14 protein-coding genes are annotated in these 15,238 nt (G+C 59.6%); 2 read left to right on the plus strand and 12 right to left on the minus strand.

Going from position 1 to position 15,238, the window contains the following annotated elements; genetic code table 11:
* Window positions 1–93: 93 nt before the first annotated feature.
* The 9 genes from tatC to AC1DMK_RS01310 all read right to left on the minus strand — a co-directional run bounded on the left by tatC (window position 94) and on the right by AC1DMK_RS01310 (window position 10,744).
* On the minus strand, window positions 94–921 hold the full coding sequence (gene tatC / locus AC1DMK_RS01270) for a twin-arginine translocase subunit TatC (protein ID WP_037065732.1): 828 nt from the start codon (window positions 919–921) through the stop codon (window positions 94–96).
* Complete coding sequence (gene tatB, locus AC1DMK_RS01275) at window positions 918–1,565, minus strand: Sec-independent protein translocase protein TatB (protein WP_037065733.1); 648 nt, start codon at window positions 1,563–1,565, stop codon at window positions 918–920. The genes tatC and tatB overlap by 4 nt, the downstream gene beginning before the upstream one ends.
* Window positions 1,566–1,614: 49 nt before the next feature.
* Window positions 1,615–1,815, minus strand: coding sequence for a twin-arginine translocase TatA/TatE family subunit (locus tag AC1DMK_RS01280; RefSeq protein WP_037065734.1), 201 nt, complete (start codon window positions 1,813–1,815; stop codon window positions 1,615–1,617).
* A gap of 185 nt (window positions 1,816–2,000) precedes the next feature.
* Window positions 2,001–2,714, minus strand: coding sequence for an SMC-Scp complex subunit ScpB (gene scpB, locus AC1DMK_RS01285; RefSeq protein ID WP_477856701.1), 714 nt, complete (start codon window positions 2,712–2,714; stop codon window positions 2,001–2,003).
* Window positions 2,711–3,523: a segregation and condensation protein A gene (locus AC1DMK_RS01290; protein ID WP_477856892.1), complete on the minus strand. Its 813-nt coding sequence runs from the start codon at window positions 3,521–3,523 to the stop codon at window positions 2,711–2,713. The genes scpB and AC1DMK_RS01290 overlap by 4 nt, the downstream gene beginning before the upstream one ends.
* A gap of 68 nt (window positions 3,524–3,591) precedes the next feature.
* The gene (nagZ, locus tag AC1DMK_RS01295) at window positions 3,592–4,605 is read right to left on the minus strand and encodes a beta-N-acetylhexosaminidase (RefSeq protein ID WP_477856703.1); all 1,014 of its coding nucleotides are present in this window, start codon (window positions 4,603–4,605) and stop codon (window positions 3,592–3,594) included.
* A gap of 105 nt (window positions 4,606–4,710) precedes the next feature.
* Window positions 4,711–7,644: an SPOR domain-containing protein gene (locus tag AC1DMK_RS01300; RefSeq protein WP_477856705.1), complete on the minus strand. Its 2,934-nt coding sequence runs from the start codon at window positions 7,642–7,644 to the stop codon at window positions 4,711–4,713.
* A 59-nt stretch (window positions 7,645–7,703) separates the two neighbouring features.
* Window positions 7,704–9,461 carry an arginine--tRNA ligase gene (gene argS, locus AC1DMK_RS01305; RefSeq protein ID WP_477856707.1) on the minus strand — a complete coding sequence of 586 codons (1,758 nt, stop codon included), beginning with the start codon at window positions 9,459–9,461 and terminating at the stop codon, window positions 7,704–7,706.
* A 65-nt stretch (window positions 9,462–9,526) separates the two neighbouring features.
* Window positions 9,527–10,744 carry a deoxyguanosinetriphosphate triphosphohydrolase gene (locus AC1DMK_RS01310; protein ID WP_477856708.1) on the minus strand — a complete coding sequence of 406 codons (1,218 nt, stop codon included), beginning with the start codon at window positions 10,742–10,744 and terminating at the stop codon, window positions 9,527–9,529.
* A gap of 220 nt (window positions 10,745–10,964) precedes the next feature.
* On the opposite strand from AC1DMK_RS01310, the gene erpA reads away from it, so the two are divergent.
* Window positions 10,965–11,297 carry an iron-sulfur cluster insertion protein ErpA gene (gene erpA / locus AC1DMK_RS01315; RefSeq protein WP_037065742.1) on the plus strand — a complete coding sequence of 111 codons (333 nt, stop codon included), beginning with the start codon at window positions 10,965–10,967 and terminating at the stop codon, window positions 11,295–11,297.
* Window positions 11,298–11,416: 119 nt separating this feature from the next.
* The gene (gene xth / locus AC1DMK_RS01320) at window positions 11,417–12,208 is read left to right on the plus strand and encodes an exodeoxyribonuclease III (protein WP_477856709.1); all 792 of its coding nucleotides are present in this window, start codon (window positions 11,417–11,419) and stop codon (window positions 12,206–12,208) included.
* Window positions 12,209–12,246: 38 nt separating this feature from the next.
* Here xth and exoR read toward each other — a convergent pair whose 3' ends face one another.
* The 3 genes from exoR to AC1DMK_RS01335 all read right to left on the minus strand — a co-directional run bounded on the left by exoR (window position 12,247) and on the right by AC1DMK_RS01335 (window position 15,048).
* Window positions 12,247–13,050, minus strand: a complete 804-nt coding sequence (gene exoR, locus AC1DMK_RS01325) for an exopolysaccharide production regulator ExoR (protein ID WP_037065744.1) — start codon at window positions 13,048–13,050, stop codon at window positions 12,247–12,249.
* Window positions 13,044–13,541: a hypothetical protein gene (locus tag AC1DMK_RS01330; protein ID WP_477856711.1), complete on the minus strand. Its 498-nt coding sequence runs from the start codon at window positions 13,539–13,541 to the stop codon at window positions 13,044–13,046. Before AC1DMK_RS01330 ends, exoR begins: the two co-directional genes overlap by 7 nt.
* 235 nt (window positions 13,542–13,776) lie before the next feature.
* Window positions 13,777–15,048, minus strand: a complete 1,272-nt coding sequence (locus AC1DMK_RS01335) for an OmpP1/FadL family transporter (RefSeq protein WP_477856713.1) — start codon at window positions 15,046–15,048, stop codon at window positions 13,777–13,779.
* Window positions 15,049–15,238 lie beyond the last annotated feature (190 nt).

The raw sequence follows: 15,238 nt of genomic DNA on the forward strand, positions 1-15,238 counted from the left end.
AGGTCGTTGCAAAAGGGATAACCCGGTCAAAGCCTGACCGGGCTTCGACCGGATGTTCGGAAGCGCTCATCGAGAGAATTTCGGGAGGACCGCTCAGACGCTGTCCGTCTTGGCAACGTCCGCGGACCCGTCAGCCTCTTTGACCGTCTCACGAGCACGCTGGCGCTCCACGAGTCGCGCCGCGTAGATGGAAATCTCGTAGAGAATGATGGTCGGCAGTGCAAGGCCGATCTGGGACATCGGATCGGGGGGCGTCAGCACCGCCGCGACAACGAATGCGAGCACGATCGCGAACTTCCGCTTCTCCCGAAGCCAATCCGACGTCAGAAGTCCGACACGTGCCAGCAGGGTTGTGATCACAGGGAGCTGGAACACGAGGCCGAAGGAGAAGACCAGCGTCATGATGAGACTGAGATATTCGGATACCTTCGGCAACAGCGAGATCGCGACATCGCCCTCGCCCGGCGCCTGCTGCATGGTCAGGAAGAACCACATGACCATCGGCGTGAAGAAGAAATAGACCAGGGATGCGCCCATGAGGAACAGCACCGGCGACGCGATCAGAAACGGCAGGAAAGCGGCGCGCTCGTTTTTGTAGAGGCCGGGCGCCACGAACTTGTAGATCTGCGCAGCGATGATCGGGAAGGCGATCACAAGACCCCCGAACATCGCGACCTTCACCTGCGTGAAGAAGAATTCCTGGGGTGCAGTGTAAATAAGCTGCGCCTTGGACACATCGAGATGCGCCCAGATGACCGCCCATTTGTATGGAAAGACCAGGGCATTGAAGAGATGCTTGGCAAATACGAAGCACACGATGAAGGCAATGAAAAACGCACCGATCGACCACATGAGCCGCTTGCGCAGCTCCATCAGGTGCTCGATCAACGGCTGCGGCTTGTCTTCGATATCACCGCTCATGCGTCGTCCTTCTTCTTTTTCGCTGCCGTCTTCTTCGGAGCGGCTGTGGCCTCGACGGCGACGGCTGTCGGGTTCTTTGCTGCCGTGGTTTTTGATGGTGCCCGCTTGGGCTTTTCGGCCGGAACAACGGCAATGGCCGCAGCAGCATCGGCCTTGTCCGCTGCTTTGGCGCGTGGCTTGCGCGCTGCCTTTGGCGTCGCCGAAACGGAGGTGCCTGGCATTTCAGCTGCGACAGCCGCCTGAGGCGTCGGAGGCGACATGACGGGAGGTGTCTCCGGCAGGATCATCGAAGGCTCAGGGGTAGACATGACAGTCGGCGGGACTTCGGTCTTGTTTTCCACCGTCGTCGACTTCTGCAGGTCGGCCTTGATTTCATTGCCCATCTGCCTGAGCGGGTTCATGGCTTCGCGCAGACTGTTGACAGGGTTCAGCTTCTGCGCATCGCTCAAAGTCTGCCGGACGTCATCCAGATCCGCCTCACGCAACGCTTCATCAAACTGAGCCCGGAATTCGCCTGCGACCTTTCGGGCACGCTGCATCATTTTTCCGAACGCACGAAGCATCGGCGGCAGATCCTTGGGACCAACCACTACAATCAGTACGACCGCGATGACAAGCAGCTCGGTCCAGCCAATATCGAACATTCAAGGCTCCTGGGCGGGAAACGCGGGGGCTGCGTTTGCCCGGACGTAGTTACTTCGTTTCGTCGGCCTTGTGATCGACGGTCTTGCCGGTGGTCGTGGCCTCCGGGGCGTCATCCTCGGTAATGCCCTTCTTGAAACTCTTGATGCCCTTGGCGACGTCACCCATCAGTTCCGGAATCTTGCCGCGACCGAACAACAACAGCACGATGACCAGAACGATCAGCCAGTGCCACATGCTAAAAGAACCCATTACGCTAACTCCCTGTTGCGATGTCTCTTGATGTAAGAATTTCCAGCATCAATTCCAACATCTAAATTCGCCTTGGATTGATGCTTAATGTCACGGGATCGCCCATTGTGACAAGTCGTCCAGTCTTCGAAAAGTTCGGATGCGCATTGTTTTCGCCATCAGTGGCGAAACAAAGACAAGTCGAACTATTCTTCGGCTGCACCGCCGGGCGCCAGAAGGCCAAGCTCCTCGAGATCCAGCTGCGTAATCGGATCTTCGTCCTCGGTCAGCTCGTCACTCATCAGCGGTGACGGGATGTTGAAATTTGCGGGGATGCGACCGGAGAGCAGGCCTGCTCCCTTCAGCTCTTCGATTCCCGGAAGATCGCGCAGTTCCTCCAGCCCAAAGTGGTCGAGAAAGTCGCGCGTGGTTCCGAGTGTCACCGGCCTGCCGGGCGTGCGGCGGCGACCACGAAAGCGAACCCAACCTGCCTCCATCAGGACATCAAGCGTGCCGCGAGAGGTTTGCACGCCGCGGATATCCTCGATCTCGGCACGCGTCACCGGCTGGTGATAGGCTATGATCGCGAGGACCTCCAAGGCCGCGCGCGAGAGCTTCCTTACCTCGTCCTCGTCGCTGCGGATGACGAAGGACAAGTCGGCGGCGGTGCGGAAAGCCCACGCGTCATCGACCTGCACAAGGTTGACGCCGCGATGCGCATACTGATCCTTCAGCCGCAGCATGATGGCGCGAACGTTGAATACCCTCGACAGCCTGTCGGCGATGAAGCCTTCAGACACAGGCTGTGCAGACGCGAAAACCAGGGCTTCGGCGATGCGCTCGGCCTCAGCCTCCGCACGGAGGTCCTCGGTCGCCTCCCCGTCGCTTTCGCGGTCGATTGCATCTTCGAGATCAGTCAAGCCGGTTGCTCCTGTTCGACGATCTGTAGTGTCGCATGTCTTGGTCCTCGCCGCAGGTATATCGGCTGGAAAGCGCCGTCCTGGCGGATCTCCAGCTTACCCTCGCGCACCAGCTCCAGCGACGCGGCAAAGGCGCTGGCAATCGCTGTCACTCGATCTTCGGGGGACGCCATGTAGCGATATAGATGCTGTTCAAGCGCTGTCCAATCGACAATTTCACCGATCAGGCGCGTCAGCAGTTCGCGGGCATCGGTCAGCGACCAGACGTTGCGACGCGCAATCGTGACCTGGCTCACGGCCTGACGCTGGCGCAGCGAGGCATAGGCTGTCAGCAGATCGTAGAGACTGGCATCGTAAGCAGACCGCGGCCGATCCGGAATATGCTCCGGAGCACCACGCGCGAACACATCGCGACCGAGGCGATTTCGATTGATCAGCCCGCCGGCGGCCTCTCGCATTGCCTCCAGGCGTTTCAGGCGGAAGGCAAGCGCTGCCGCCATTTCCTCGCCCGATGGGCCGTCTTCCTTGGCCTGCTGGGGTATGAGCAGCCGCGACTTCAAATAGGCCAGCCATGCCGCCATGACGAGGTAGTCGGCTGCAAGCTCAATCCGGATGCGTCGCGCGCTGTCGATGAACTGCAAGTACTGTTCGGCAAGCGCCAGGACCGAAATGCGTGACAAATCGACTTTCTGGTTGCGAGCGAGATAAAGCAGAAGGTCAAGCGGGCCTTCGAAGCCCGCAACGTCGATCAGCAGCGCCGGGTCGTTGGACGCGCGTTCGACACTATTGTCCTGCCAAAGCTTATCCATCGGCGCTACGGCCGCCCGTAGCCGTTCCGGGGCTTTTGTCGTGTTCACGCGCCGTGCTCCTTCTGCGATCAGACCGTCGCAAACATTCCATCGAACTCGGCCCGGATCGTAGCCTCCTGCGTTGCGTCAGGCGTCGGAAAGCCACTCTCCACTGCCGTCGCCCGCTCAAGCGGCTTGCCATCGAGGACCGGCACGTTGGCCACGATCTGTTGCATCTCGTCCATATGCCCATTGCAATGCAGCACGATATCGCATCCGCCCGCAATAATATTCGCTGCACGCTCGCCGATCGATCCGGCCAGTGCGTTCATCGACGTATCATCGGAAAGCAACAGGCCATTGAAACCGATACGCTTGCGAATGATCCCGTCTATCACCTTGCGGGACGTCGTCGCCGGATTGTCCGGATCGATCGCGGTGAAGACGACATGACACGTCATTGCCAGGAGTTCGTCCTGCATGGCAATGAACGGCGGGAAATCATGCGTTTCCAACTCGTCCAGCGAGACGCCGACAGCCGGCAATTCATGATGGGAATCGGCCAATCCGCGACCATGGCCCGGCATGTGCTTCATGACAGGCAACAGCCCACCGGCCTTAAGCCCTTCGGCGGCCGCCATGCCCATCTCGGTCACTGTCGTCGGATCGCCGCCGTAGGCACGGTTACCAATGACGTTGCTGCCGCCTTCGACCGGAACGTCGAGAACCGGAAGGCAGTCAATATTGATGCCCAACTTCGACAGGTCGAACGCGTGCAGGCGCGACATCAACCAGGCGGCGCGCTTGCCTTGCGCTTTGTCCTGGCGGTAGAGGTCGCCGAGCTGCTGTCCAGAGGGGTAGTGCTGGAAGATCGGCGGACGGATTCGCTGTACGCGCCCACCTTCCTGGTCAATCAGGACCGGCGCGTGCCAGCCGACACTTTCGCGCATTTCAGCGACGAGATCGCTGATCTGCTGCGGTTCGGAGATATTGCGTCCGAAGAGAATGAAGCCCCAAGGGCGTTCGGCCTTGTAGAAGGCCTTTTCATCGGGTGTGAGGGAAAGGCCGCTGCAGCCCAGGATCATTGCTTTTGATTCGGTCATACTCGAATCATAGTGGTGCGTGGCCGAAATACGAGCGGCGTCAACCATCATTCACAAAAAACGGCGGGACATTGCCCGCCGTTTCCAATCGATTTGTGTCGAGCGTTACTTCGAAATAAGGCACGAGCCGCCAGCGGCGCGATACTTTTCGCAGATTGCCGCTGCTTCATCCTTGGAGGAAGCAGGAATGCGAACGCGGTAGAACGTCCCCTTGCCGGCGACTTCCGCCTTGCGGATCTCGTAGCTGCGGCCGCTGAGCACGCCCGCGAATTTCTTCGACAGGCTGGCATAGGACTTCTTCGCCTCCGCTTCGGAGGGCAGCGACGCAATTTGCACGCCGTAGCCGCCGGATGGGGCGGTGGCCGGCTGAGGCTGCGTTGCAGCCGGCGGCAATACGGCCGCCACGTCCTTCGGCGCGGGCTGTGCCGATACGGCGGGTGCAGGTGCGGCGGGTGCGGCGGCTGCGACCGGGCGCGTCGCCGGAACCGGCGCGGTGTCGGTCTTCGTACTTGTTACGGCACGTACCGGCGGATCGACGTTCTCAGGCGTTGCTGCGGCAGCCTTGGCAAGGACATTCTCGGAAGCCTGCGCAGAAGACGGCGTTACGCCTTCGACAGGCGTCGAGCGGATGTCTGCGGAGGTCATCTGGCCCGAAGACGGCACTGTCACAGCCGGTGCGACGGCCGGCTTGGCACCCGCGGTGATTTTTTGCGTCTGCACAGTGGTCGGCTTCGGAAGCGTCGCCTGGGCGGGCTCCGGCTCCGACGCCGGCTCCTCGCGAGCCACCAGGGTGCCGTCCGGCTTGACGATCATAGTGCGGACCTTGCGGGCAGAGACAGCCGGCACCTTATCGACGTCGTCCGCATTGTCAGCAGCAGCCTGCGTGGCATCATGCGTCGGCAAAAGACGTGGATCCTGGGTATCGCCCACCGGCGTTGCCATTGGCGGCACTGCAGTATCGCTGTCGTTGTCCTCCGGCAGCGTTTCAGGTGTCAGCGTACGCTGAACAACATCAACCGGCTGTTCATCGCTTGAAACCAGAGCCTTCTGCTTCGGCGCTTCGGCCGAGGCGCCGCCAACACTGTCGTAGACGGCCTTGTCTTGGTTCGGCACTGTTTTGCCGCCCGGATTTTCGGGCACGACCTTCACCGGCTCCTTGTCGGCGGTGATGACGCGCGGCTCGCCGGAGGCAATTCCGATGCTGCCGTCCCGCATCAGGAACGAATAGCCTGCATAGGCCACACCTCCAAAGACGACGATAACGGCGGCCGCCGCCAGCATGCGCTTCATCGATCGGGCGCGGCTCATATCCTCGGCATCGCTCGCCGATTGGATCTGAACCTCGGAAATGTTCTCGCGCCGCTGCTGCAGAGGCTCATTGACGCTGCGGCGGAAATCCTCTTCGAGGGCCCGCTCGAACTCGTCGAATCCCTGTGACTGAGGCGGCTGGCCGGCTGCAGGAATCGGCGCCACTGACATCGGGGCGCGGGTCCGCCAATCCTCGGCAGGCGCCCTTGCGGGCGTTTCGATCGGCTTGGCAGGCGCGAGCAGATTGGCGATCTCGGCATCGACGTCGAAGTCGAAGTCGGAGGTTGCGACGACCGGTTGCGGCTTGTCGACCGGTGGGAGCGTCGGAACATGCATTTCTTCGACGGCTTCCGGATGATACTCGGCGTCCGAGATCATCGACGGGTCGAACGGCAATTCGTCAGCGGCATCGGCAGCAAATGCGGTCGAGATCGGCGCCACCGCGACCGGCACAGCGGCAACCGCCGCCGGTTCACGGGAGACAGCGGCCGGTGCCTGATACACCGGGGCAGACGGGATAGCAGACGCGGGGCGCGGGGCCGGCTGGTGGGCCGCCGCAGCCGCTGCCGGTTTCGGCTGTTCCACCTCGCGGGCGAAGACCGGCTCGACGAAATCGAGATCGGCTAACTCGAGCTCGATGCCTTCGAGGTCGAGTTCGAAATCATGCCCAGCGAACGGGTCTTCCGCTTCAGGCTGCGCCTTGGCGACCGCGGGCTGCGGCTCCGGCTTGCGTTCAGGCGCCGCTGCAACGGGAACGACCTGTTCGGGTGCGTAGACCGGCGCAGACACCGTCGGCGAAACGGGTGCAGCTTCCACCGCGGAAACCGCCGCGACCTGACGCTCCGGCACCGGATAGTGCGAAACATCCTCAAGAAGGTCATCGATGTCGAAGGCGATATCGTCGAGTTCGGCAGGCGGCGCTTCTGTCAAGGCGGCATCGGCCTGAACCGTACCGTCCTTTGCGGCGGCTGCCAGATCGAATGCCTCGTGGTCAATCAGCGGCTCAGCAGCCGGTGTCTCTGCTGCTGTTTCGAACGTCTCGTGGCGGTCGATTTCCGCTGGGAACCCCGCCGCCGCAGACATTTCGAATTCGGTCACGGGCAAAGCGGCAACCGGCTCGTAAGTCTCAACGGGCGCTGGAGCCGACACATCCGCGGCGACAACAGGCTCTTCGCGACGCGCGGGATGGAAATTGGCGATCGGCAACCGGATGCTGGCGGCCGACCATTGCGGCGCCTTTGCCGGCTGCACCGGGGTTGGAGCAGCACTGATCGAAAGCTCCAACTCCTCGATCAGGTCACGGGCACCGCCGGATATCGGCTCAACCGGCCGAGACACGGCGGACGCTGCCCAGTCGACGGAGGAAAGAACCGTACGCATATCAGACTGCTGCTCGACCACGGGAAATTCGTGTTCGCGGCCCAGGTCCGCAACAGGCGAAACGTCATACGCAACGGGCTCGGCATCGTATGCAGGCTCCGGTTCGACGAAGGCAGGCTCGATCGGCAAATCAACAACCGCAGGCGCAGGCGGAGCATCATAGCGCTCAAATTCGCGCAGCAACTCGTCTTCAAGATTGAAGGCAGGCTCCTGCCGTGCAGCATCGGCGACCGTATTGGCCGCCACGCGAGGTTCAAAGCCGACGATACGCGCAAGTTCCGCCAAAGGATCGTCGTCGGCAAAGAGGTCCGTATTCTTACGCGTGTCATACGCCCGCTGTTTGTCTGCCATACTCATCCACTCGCAAATGCAAAGGTTTCGTGCCAGCGCATTGTGGGTAAATGGTGACGCTACCGCATCTCTTCCGGCGCAGCGGTCCCTGCAATCGCAAGTCCCGACTTCAAAACCGACGCAACGGCGTACACCAGCCCTAGTCTGGCTATACTCGATTCTCGGCTCTTATCGTTAATAAATCGTAAGTCTACCTGATCCTTGCCTTTATTCCAATGCGCATGGAAAGAACTTGCCAGATCGTAGAGGTAAAATACCACACGATGCGGCTCCTGTGACTGGGCTGCCGACTCGACAAGCCTCGGGAACTCCGCAACCTTCGCAACCAGCTGTAATTCCGCGGGATCCGATATTTCGGACACCGCTGCGGCAAGGTTCGCCGGGGATACGTCGAGGTCGGAAAACGCCCCTTTCGCCTGCCGGAAGACGGACATGCAACGGGCATGAGCATACTGCACGTAAAAGACCGGATTGTCTTTCGATTGCTCCGTTACTTTGGCGAAATCGAAGTCCAGCGGTTCCGAACTCTTACGGTAAAGCATCATGAAGCGCACCGAATCGCGGCCGACTTCTTCAACCACATCGCGGAGCGTGACGAAATCACCCGAGCGCTTCGACATTTTCACCGGCTCGCCGTCGCGGAACAGCTTGACGAGCTGGCACAGAAGAACGGTGAGCTTCGCCTTGCCTTCAGAGACGCCGCGCGCGACTGCTTCCAGGCGCTTGACGTAGCCCCCATGGTCGGCGCCAAGCACGTAGATCATCTCSTCGAAACCGCGGTCGAACTTGTTCTTGAAGTASGCRACGTCRGCGGCRAAATAGGTGTASGAGCCGTCCGACTTGATSAGCGGGCGATCCATGTCGTCGCCGACTTCAGTCGAGCGGAACAGAGTCTGTTCGCGATCCTCCCAGTCTTCCGGCAGCTGGCCCTTCGGTGGCGGCAGCGTCCCCTTGTAGACATGGCCCTTGAAGGTCAGATCGTTGATTGCGGTGCGGATCGCGGCAGCGCCGTGGGCATGCAGCGTCCGCTCGGAGAAGAAGACGTCGTGATGCACGTTCAAGGCCGCGAGATCTTCGCGGATCATCACCATCATTGCGTCTATGGTGCGATCCTTAACGATCGGCATCCACTGATCTTCCGGCATGTTGTGCAATCGGACGCCGTAGTCACGCGCCAGTGACTCGCCGACGGGCACGAGATAATCGCCCGGGTAGAGACCCGACGGAATCTCGCCGATCTTCTCGCCGAGCGCCTCGCGGTAGCGCAGGAAGACCGAGCGAGCCAGGACGTCGATCTGCGAGCCGGCGTCGTTGATGTAATATTCCTTCACCACGTCGAAGCCGGCAAAGGACAGCAGATTGGCCAGCGCGTCGCCGACAACGGCGCCACGGCAGTGGCCGACATGCATCGGACCTGTCGGATTAGCGGAGACGTATTCGACATTGACGCTCTTGCCGACGCCAAGCGTCGAGCGGCCGTAGTCGGTGCCTGCCTCGATCATCGATGCCAGAATGCGCTGCCAATAGCCGACCGCGAGCCTGATGTTGATGAAGCCCGGACCGGCAACGGAGACGTCGGCGACGTCGGCATCTTCCTTCAGCTTGGCAGTGATGATCTCCGCCAGGGCACGGGGGTTTGTCCCCAGCGGCTTAGCCAGGACCATTGCAGCATTGGTCGCCACATCGCCATGGCTTGGATCGCGCGGCGGCTCAATAGCGATGCGGCCGAAATCCAGCTCGGATCGCTTTTCCATGACCAGATCAATCTGTTCAAGGGCGGTCTTAATCCTGGCTTCGAAATCGGTAAAAAGGTTCATCGCACTGTTCCACGCATAGGCTAGCCACAAGGGCATTTGCCCGACTTTTGCCGGGCGACCGCTGCCTATCGCAAATCCGGAGTATGGTCAAACAATCGCCTGTGGGCACTGATCGCATAGGTATCTGTCATGCCGGCGAGATAATCGCCGACGTGACGCGCCTTCGGAGCCGTGGAAAGGCCGGCGATGTGATCGACCCAATAGTGGCTCTGCATCTCCTTGGGATTGGCCATGTATGCCCCGAACAGATCCGTAACGATCTGCGCGGCGCCAGCGCGAATGCGCATTATCTCGGGATGACGGTAGATGCGCTTGAACAACATCGCCTTGATCTGGCTGTCCGTTTCCGCCATCGCTGGAGAGAAGGTCGCGATCACGCGATTGGCCCCGCGGACGTCATCGGCGCTCTGCGGCTTTACCTCGACCAAGCGTTCCTGCGCGACCGAAATAACGTCTTCGACCATGCGCGTGATCTGGCGGCGCATGATCTCGTGGGTGAAACGGCTCGGCTCGAGGGTGGGATAGCGTTCCCTTACCTCACCCATGAGGCCAGCGAGGAAAGGTATTTCCTCCAGCATGTCAAACGTCAGGTAGCCGGAGCGCAGTCCATCATCGATGTCATGCGTGTTGTAGGCAATATCGTCCGCTATCGCGGCCGCCTGCGCCTCGAGGCTGGCAAAGGTATCGAGTTCGAGGTCATGAAGCTCGCAGTAATCGAGGATCGGTTGCGGCACCGGGCCCCGCGTTCCGACGCCGTCACTGGTCAGAAGCGGGCCATTGTGTTTGACGAGTCCTTCAAGGCTTTCCCAGGTCAGGTTGATGCCGTCGAAGTCGGCGTAGCGGCGTTCGAGCTTGGTGACGATGCGCAGCGACTGGGCATTGTGGTCGAAGCCGCCGTAAGGCAGCAACACCTCGTGCAGGGCGTCCTCGCCGGTGTGGCCAAAGGGCGTGTGGCCGAAGTCGTGGACGAGAGCCACGCCCTCCGCCAGATCCTCATCCAGCTTCAGCGCCCTTGCAAGCGCACGGGCGATCTGCGCCACTTCGATGGTGTGCGTCAGGCGCGTCCGGTAGTGGTCACCATCCTGGGCAATGAACACCTGCGTCTTGTGCTTCAGGCGGCGGAAGGCGGTGGTGTGCACGATGCGGTCTCGGTCACGCTGAAAGTCCGAACGGGTCGGGCTGGAGCCTTCCGGATAGAGCCGTCCGCGCGTCGTCCAAGGGTCCGCCGCATAGACTGCCCTGTCACTGTTGCCGAAACCTAATGCACGCCTGTCGATCGTCATTCTTCACCGTCACTCGCCATCTCGCCGCGGCTGCCCATTGACGCCGCTTTCCGCTCTTCATACCTATAGAGACGGTAAACGGCAAAGAGGCCCTTTCTTAGCCACTTTTCCACAAACCGCACTTTCGTGATATAAAGCGCAAGTGTCTTTGAAATCAGTCGTTTGTAACTGGCGGCTGCAACACCGTTCTCTCCGGATCTTGACCCCGGCAGGAGTAGATATGACTGATACGAGTGTAACCCTTTCCGACGCCGCGGCAAAACGAATCGCAGTGATCGTCGGTACCGAGCCCGGCAAGAGCGCATTGCGGGTGTCTGTCGAAGGTGGCGGCTGTTCGGGCTTTTCCTACAAGTTCGATCTCGCCGATGGCGTACACGATGACGACATCGTCGTCGAGAAGAACGATGCCAAGGTGCTGATCGACAGCCTCTCGCTCGTCTACATGGCGGGATCGGAGATCGACTTTGTCGATAACCTGCTTGGCCAATCTTTCCAGATCAAGAACCCGAACGCCGTCGCTAGCTGCGGCTGCGGAACCAGCTTCTCGATCTAGTTCCTTTCCGATCTATCCACATCGAACCGGCCGAAGAATGCCTTCGGGCCGGTTTATCGCCTTGTGGTTGGCTGAAAGAGCGCGGTAGAAGAAGGCGACCAGCGGAAACAGGACCACCCATGAAGATCGCGACCTGGAACATAAACGGCGTCAAGGCGCGCATCGACAATCTCACGCAATGGCTGAAAGATTCCGACCCGGATATCGCCTGCCTGCAGGAGATCAAGACGGTCGACGAGGGGTTTCCCAGGCTCGAGATCGAGGCACTCGGCTATCACGTGGAGACGCATGGCCAGAAGGGTTTCAACGGCGTGGCGATCCTCTCCAAGTCCAAGCCGGACGAGGTCAGCCGAGGACTTCCGGGCGATCCGCTGGACGAGCAGGCCCGGTTCCTCGAGGCGGTGTTCTCGCTGCCGGGCAACCGCGTCGCCCGCGTCTGCTGCCTCTACCTGCCGAACGGCAATCCAATAGAGACGGAAAAATACAGCTATAAGCTCGCCTGGATGGAGCGGCTGCGCAAATTCGCCGCGGAGCGCCTGGCCTACGAAGAGATCCTCGTCCTCGCCGGCGACTACAACGTCATCCCCGAGCCGCATGATTGCTTCGATCCGAAAGTCTGGGAGAACGACGCGCTCTTCCTGCCGCAAACGCGCGAGGCCTTCCGCAGGCTGGAAAGCCTTGGCCTGACGGATGCCGTCAGGGCGACCACAGATGCGGTTCCGGCCTATACGTTCTGGGACTATCAAGCCGGTGCCTGGCCGAAGAACAATGGCATCCGCATCGACCACCTGATGCTCTCGCCGGAGGCAGCCGACCGCATGACGTCGACGGCAATCGAAAAGCATGTTCGCGCCTGGGAAAAGCCCTCCGACCATGTCCCTGTCGTCGCTTATTTCGACTTTGCGGCCTAGTCAAAACGTCAAGTGACTGCGGCATTCGCCCCGAGGGTCTAATCCGTGTTGCTTGTGGCGATCTTGTGCGACATCGAGATCGCGGTCCGGCGGTCGCTCTCGGTCGCCACCGAAAACGCCTGCTCCTGCAGGGACTCCATCCAGCTGCAATCCTTCGGCTTGCAGCGGTCGAGCGCCGCGGTCATCAGCGCCAGGCCGTTGGCGGCCTGCCCCTCCTGGAAGAGAATATTGCCGAAAACGGCCATGGCACCCGGATGGCCGCTCTTGCGAGCCTGATTGAGCCATTTCTTGGCCTGCTGGGCGCTGGTGCCGCCGCCTTCGCCCGCAAGCATCATCTGCGCGAGCTGGAACTGCGCTTCCGGCACGCCGAAGGTGGATGCAACCTGGAAATAGAGCTGGCGCGCCTGGCTGAGATCAGTCTTCACCGGGCTACCCGGAATACCATGCTTGTAATAATTGGCGAGCGACAGCAGCGCATTGACGAAAAAACCGGTATCCTCGGAGCCCGGCTCCACGCCCTGCTGCGCGATCTCGCTGTAGATCTTGAAGGCTTCGAAATCATTCTGCGTTACGCCATCGCCATCGGCATACATGTTGGCAAGCGCCCAGCGCGAACCCGTATGCCCCTTTTCTGCTGCATACTTGTATGCTTCGACGGCCTCTTCCTTCTGGCCGTTCTTGTATGCCTTGAAACCGAACTTGAAGAGATCGAACGGACCGGATTCCTTGGTGACGCCCGACTTTATGTCGAACGCGCCGGCCGGACAGGCAATCGCCGCGCAACACGCGACGGAAAGCCCCATAAGCATCAATCTGAAAGGTCTGAACTCGAACGTCAGCATTTCACTCGATTTCTTTCGTTTCCACCCATGCCAGCCATCGTGGACGTTCCGTCTCTACGACCTGCTGACGCAGTCCCTTCGGCGAGCGATCCCGCGGTGAGCTCAAAGGCCCCTTTGCCCGCGTCGCATCCAGCCTCGCGCTCTCCTCCAAGAGCTTCCATTCCATGCGCATCGACGCTATCCGCCCGCTTTCCGGCGCGGCACACCTGCGATGCCACCAACTTCATTTTTGCGAGGCCGCGGTACGGCATTTCGCTTTCAGGACATAGGTAATCACCAATTGTGACAAAACCTGAGCGATTGTTACCCGACACCGATTCCGGCAACCGCAACGTCCTGAAAAGCGAAGAGAAGGAAAGACTGGAAGGCGCTGCATCCGAGCGAAGGGTTTTGACTGAAACAGCCTGCAACCAAAGCGAAATGACAGAAACGGCATCAATATTGCCGCACCTCTCGTTTGCCTTCTCTGCACTTGATAAAAACCGATCCATCTTACTCTTTACGCGCATCCCAAGCCTGTCATTCCCTCGCCCCGAGCTTAGCGCTGCGCCTAGTTTGTGGCGGGAAATGGACATTTTGCCGTGAAGCGGACCTTACGTGAATGCTGGTAAAAAGCTGTTGCTGAATCGTCACAAAATGACACGGTGGTTGAGCATGATTAACGGTCTGTAGACAAAGAAAAGCCCGACGATTTGCCGGGCTTTGATTTGCACTGATCTTCGAGGATCAGAACTTGACCTTGATGCTGGTCGAAATGGCTGCGACCAGATCATTGCCGAAGGAATAGCTTACGTCGTTGCCGTAGGTGACACCATCCTGCGTCAAAGCACCGGAGGATCCACTGGTAAGGACACCGACAGCACCTGCGAGGCGCCATTCAATATTTTCAGTAGGGCTATAGGCGGCTCCAAGACCAAGCGTCCAGCTATCCGTCTGCGCACCGTAACCGTGACTGGTTCCACGATCCCATGTGACGCTTACAGCCCCGCTCCATTGATCAGTGAACTTATGCCCCACTCCCCCAGTGACCGTCCAACCGTCCTGATAAAGCAGGTCAAGGGACGTCAACTGGTTCTTGGATGTGCAGCTCGTGCCCCGTGTTGCCGTTGGGCACAGGGCGATCGATTGCAACACGCTCCAGTTTGTCCACTTAACCGAACCGAATGCTAACCAATCTGGGGCAATACCCGTCTGCAGCCTCATTTCAAGCGAGTCTGGGGCTTCGGTCTCCCCATAGACATTGGTAATTGCACCGAACGGTGCCGCATTCAGAGGTGCAAACGGCGCCGAGACTTGCGTTAGGTCAACCGTACCGCTCAGGCTGTCATACTTAACTCGGCTATTGTAAACCAAGCTTGCACGCATCGCATACTCAGGAATTTCGTAAGCCAAGCCGGCCCGCCAACCCCAACCGCTATCCTCAAGGTCCAGACGACCGATGCCGGTCCCAGTGCCAAGTGCCGCAGGAATCGTGCTGACGAGCCGTTCCTTGAAGCCATCCACCTCTTGATAGAACGTACCGCCGATTAGGCGAAGCTGCCCTGGTCCCACGTCAAATTTGTAAGAGCATGTTGCGCCGTAGTTATGAGTCGAAATCTTCGTCTCAATATTATTATTGGCACCTGCCCAATTCGCGCCAGGGTTCGTATGAGCACCGAATGGTTCGGAATAATCGAACAAGCAATCGACAGCATCACCAACACCGGCCTTGAAGCCAATGTACGGAACCGCGTAGTTCTCCGTATCATCCGCAGTGTTTGGTCGGTTGTTCAGGTTCCCGCCACCGGGGTATGGAGTCGTGTTCGTATCCCTGGCATTATCCAGCTTGCGCTGCGGCATGACGTAGATCACGCCCGCCTGAATAGAAAACTGCGAGGCATCGAACAGCTGGTCGATGTTGTAGCCGCCGCGATCAAGCCCGCCCGCGAAGGACGGCTGCGCCAGCGTTGAAAGTAGAGCAAGCGACAAACCGCCTGCCAAAGCCATACGAGATGCCAATGTGTCTCCCCCACTCCGGCAATTACAATGGCGAGACTGTGCAGGCGATCCCGGCAAATGGCAACTTTGGCACGGGATACGATTGGAAAGTGAGCTAATGGATCATTTACGTAAAAAATTGACGGGCACGTCAATTTTTTAGCTATTTAGAAAAAACTTCCAATATCTACCTGATAGCACTCCAAAATGA

It is taken from the genome of Rhizobium sp. 05L419, from assembly GCF_056397845.1.

Bases quoted from the DNA above. Each gene is read 5' to 3' on its own strand.
- nagZ (WP_477856703.1), bottom strand. From the start codon at position 4,605: ATGACCGAATCAAAAGCAATGATCCTGGGCTGCAGCGGCCTTTCCCTC.
- erpA (WP_037065742.1), top strand. From the start codon at position 10,965: ATGACTGATACGAGTGTAACCCTTTCCGACGCCGCGGCAAAACGAATC.
- AC1DMK_RS01280 (WP_037065734.1), bottom strand. From the start codon at position 1,815: ATGGGTTCTTTTAGCATGTGGCACTGGCTGATCGTTCTGGTCATCGTG.
- tatC (WP_037065732.1), bottom strand. From the start codon at position 921: ATGAGCGGTGATATCGAAGACAAGCCGCAGCCGTTGATCGAGCACCTG.
- xth (WP_477856709.1), top strand. From the start codon at position 11,417: ATGAAGATCGCGACCTGGAACATAAACGGCGTCAAGGCGCGCATCGAC.
- AC1DMK_RS01330 (WP_477856711.1), bottom strand. From the start codon at position 13,541: ATGGATCGGTTTTTATCAAGTGCAGAGAAGGCAAACGAGAGGTGCGGC.
- tatB (WP_037065733.1), bottom strand. From the start codon at position 1,565: ATGTTCGATATTGGCTGGACCGAGCTGCTTGTCATCGCGGTCGTACTG.
- AC1DMK_RS01310 (WP_477856708.1), bottom strand. From the start codon at position 10,744: ATGACGATCGACAGGCGTGCATTAGGTTTCGGCAACAGTGACAGGGCA.
- AC1DMK_RS01290 (WP_477856892.1), bottom strand. From the start codon at position 3,523: ATGGATAAGCTTTGGCAGGACAATAGTGTCGAACGCGCGTCCAACGAC.
- AC1DMK_RS01300 (WP_477856705.1), bottom strand. From the start codon at position 7,644: ATGGCAGACAAACAGCGGGCGTATGACACGCGTAAGAATACGGACCTC.
- exoR (WP_037065744.1), bottom strand. From the start codon at position 13,050: ATGCTGACGTTCGAGTTCAGACCTTTCAGATTGATGCTTATGGGGCTT.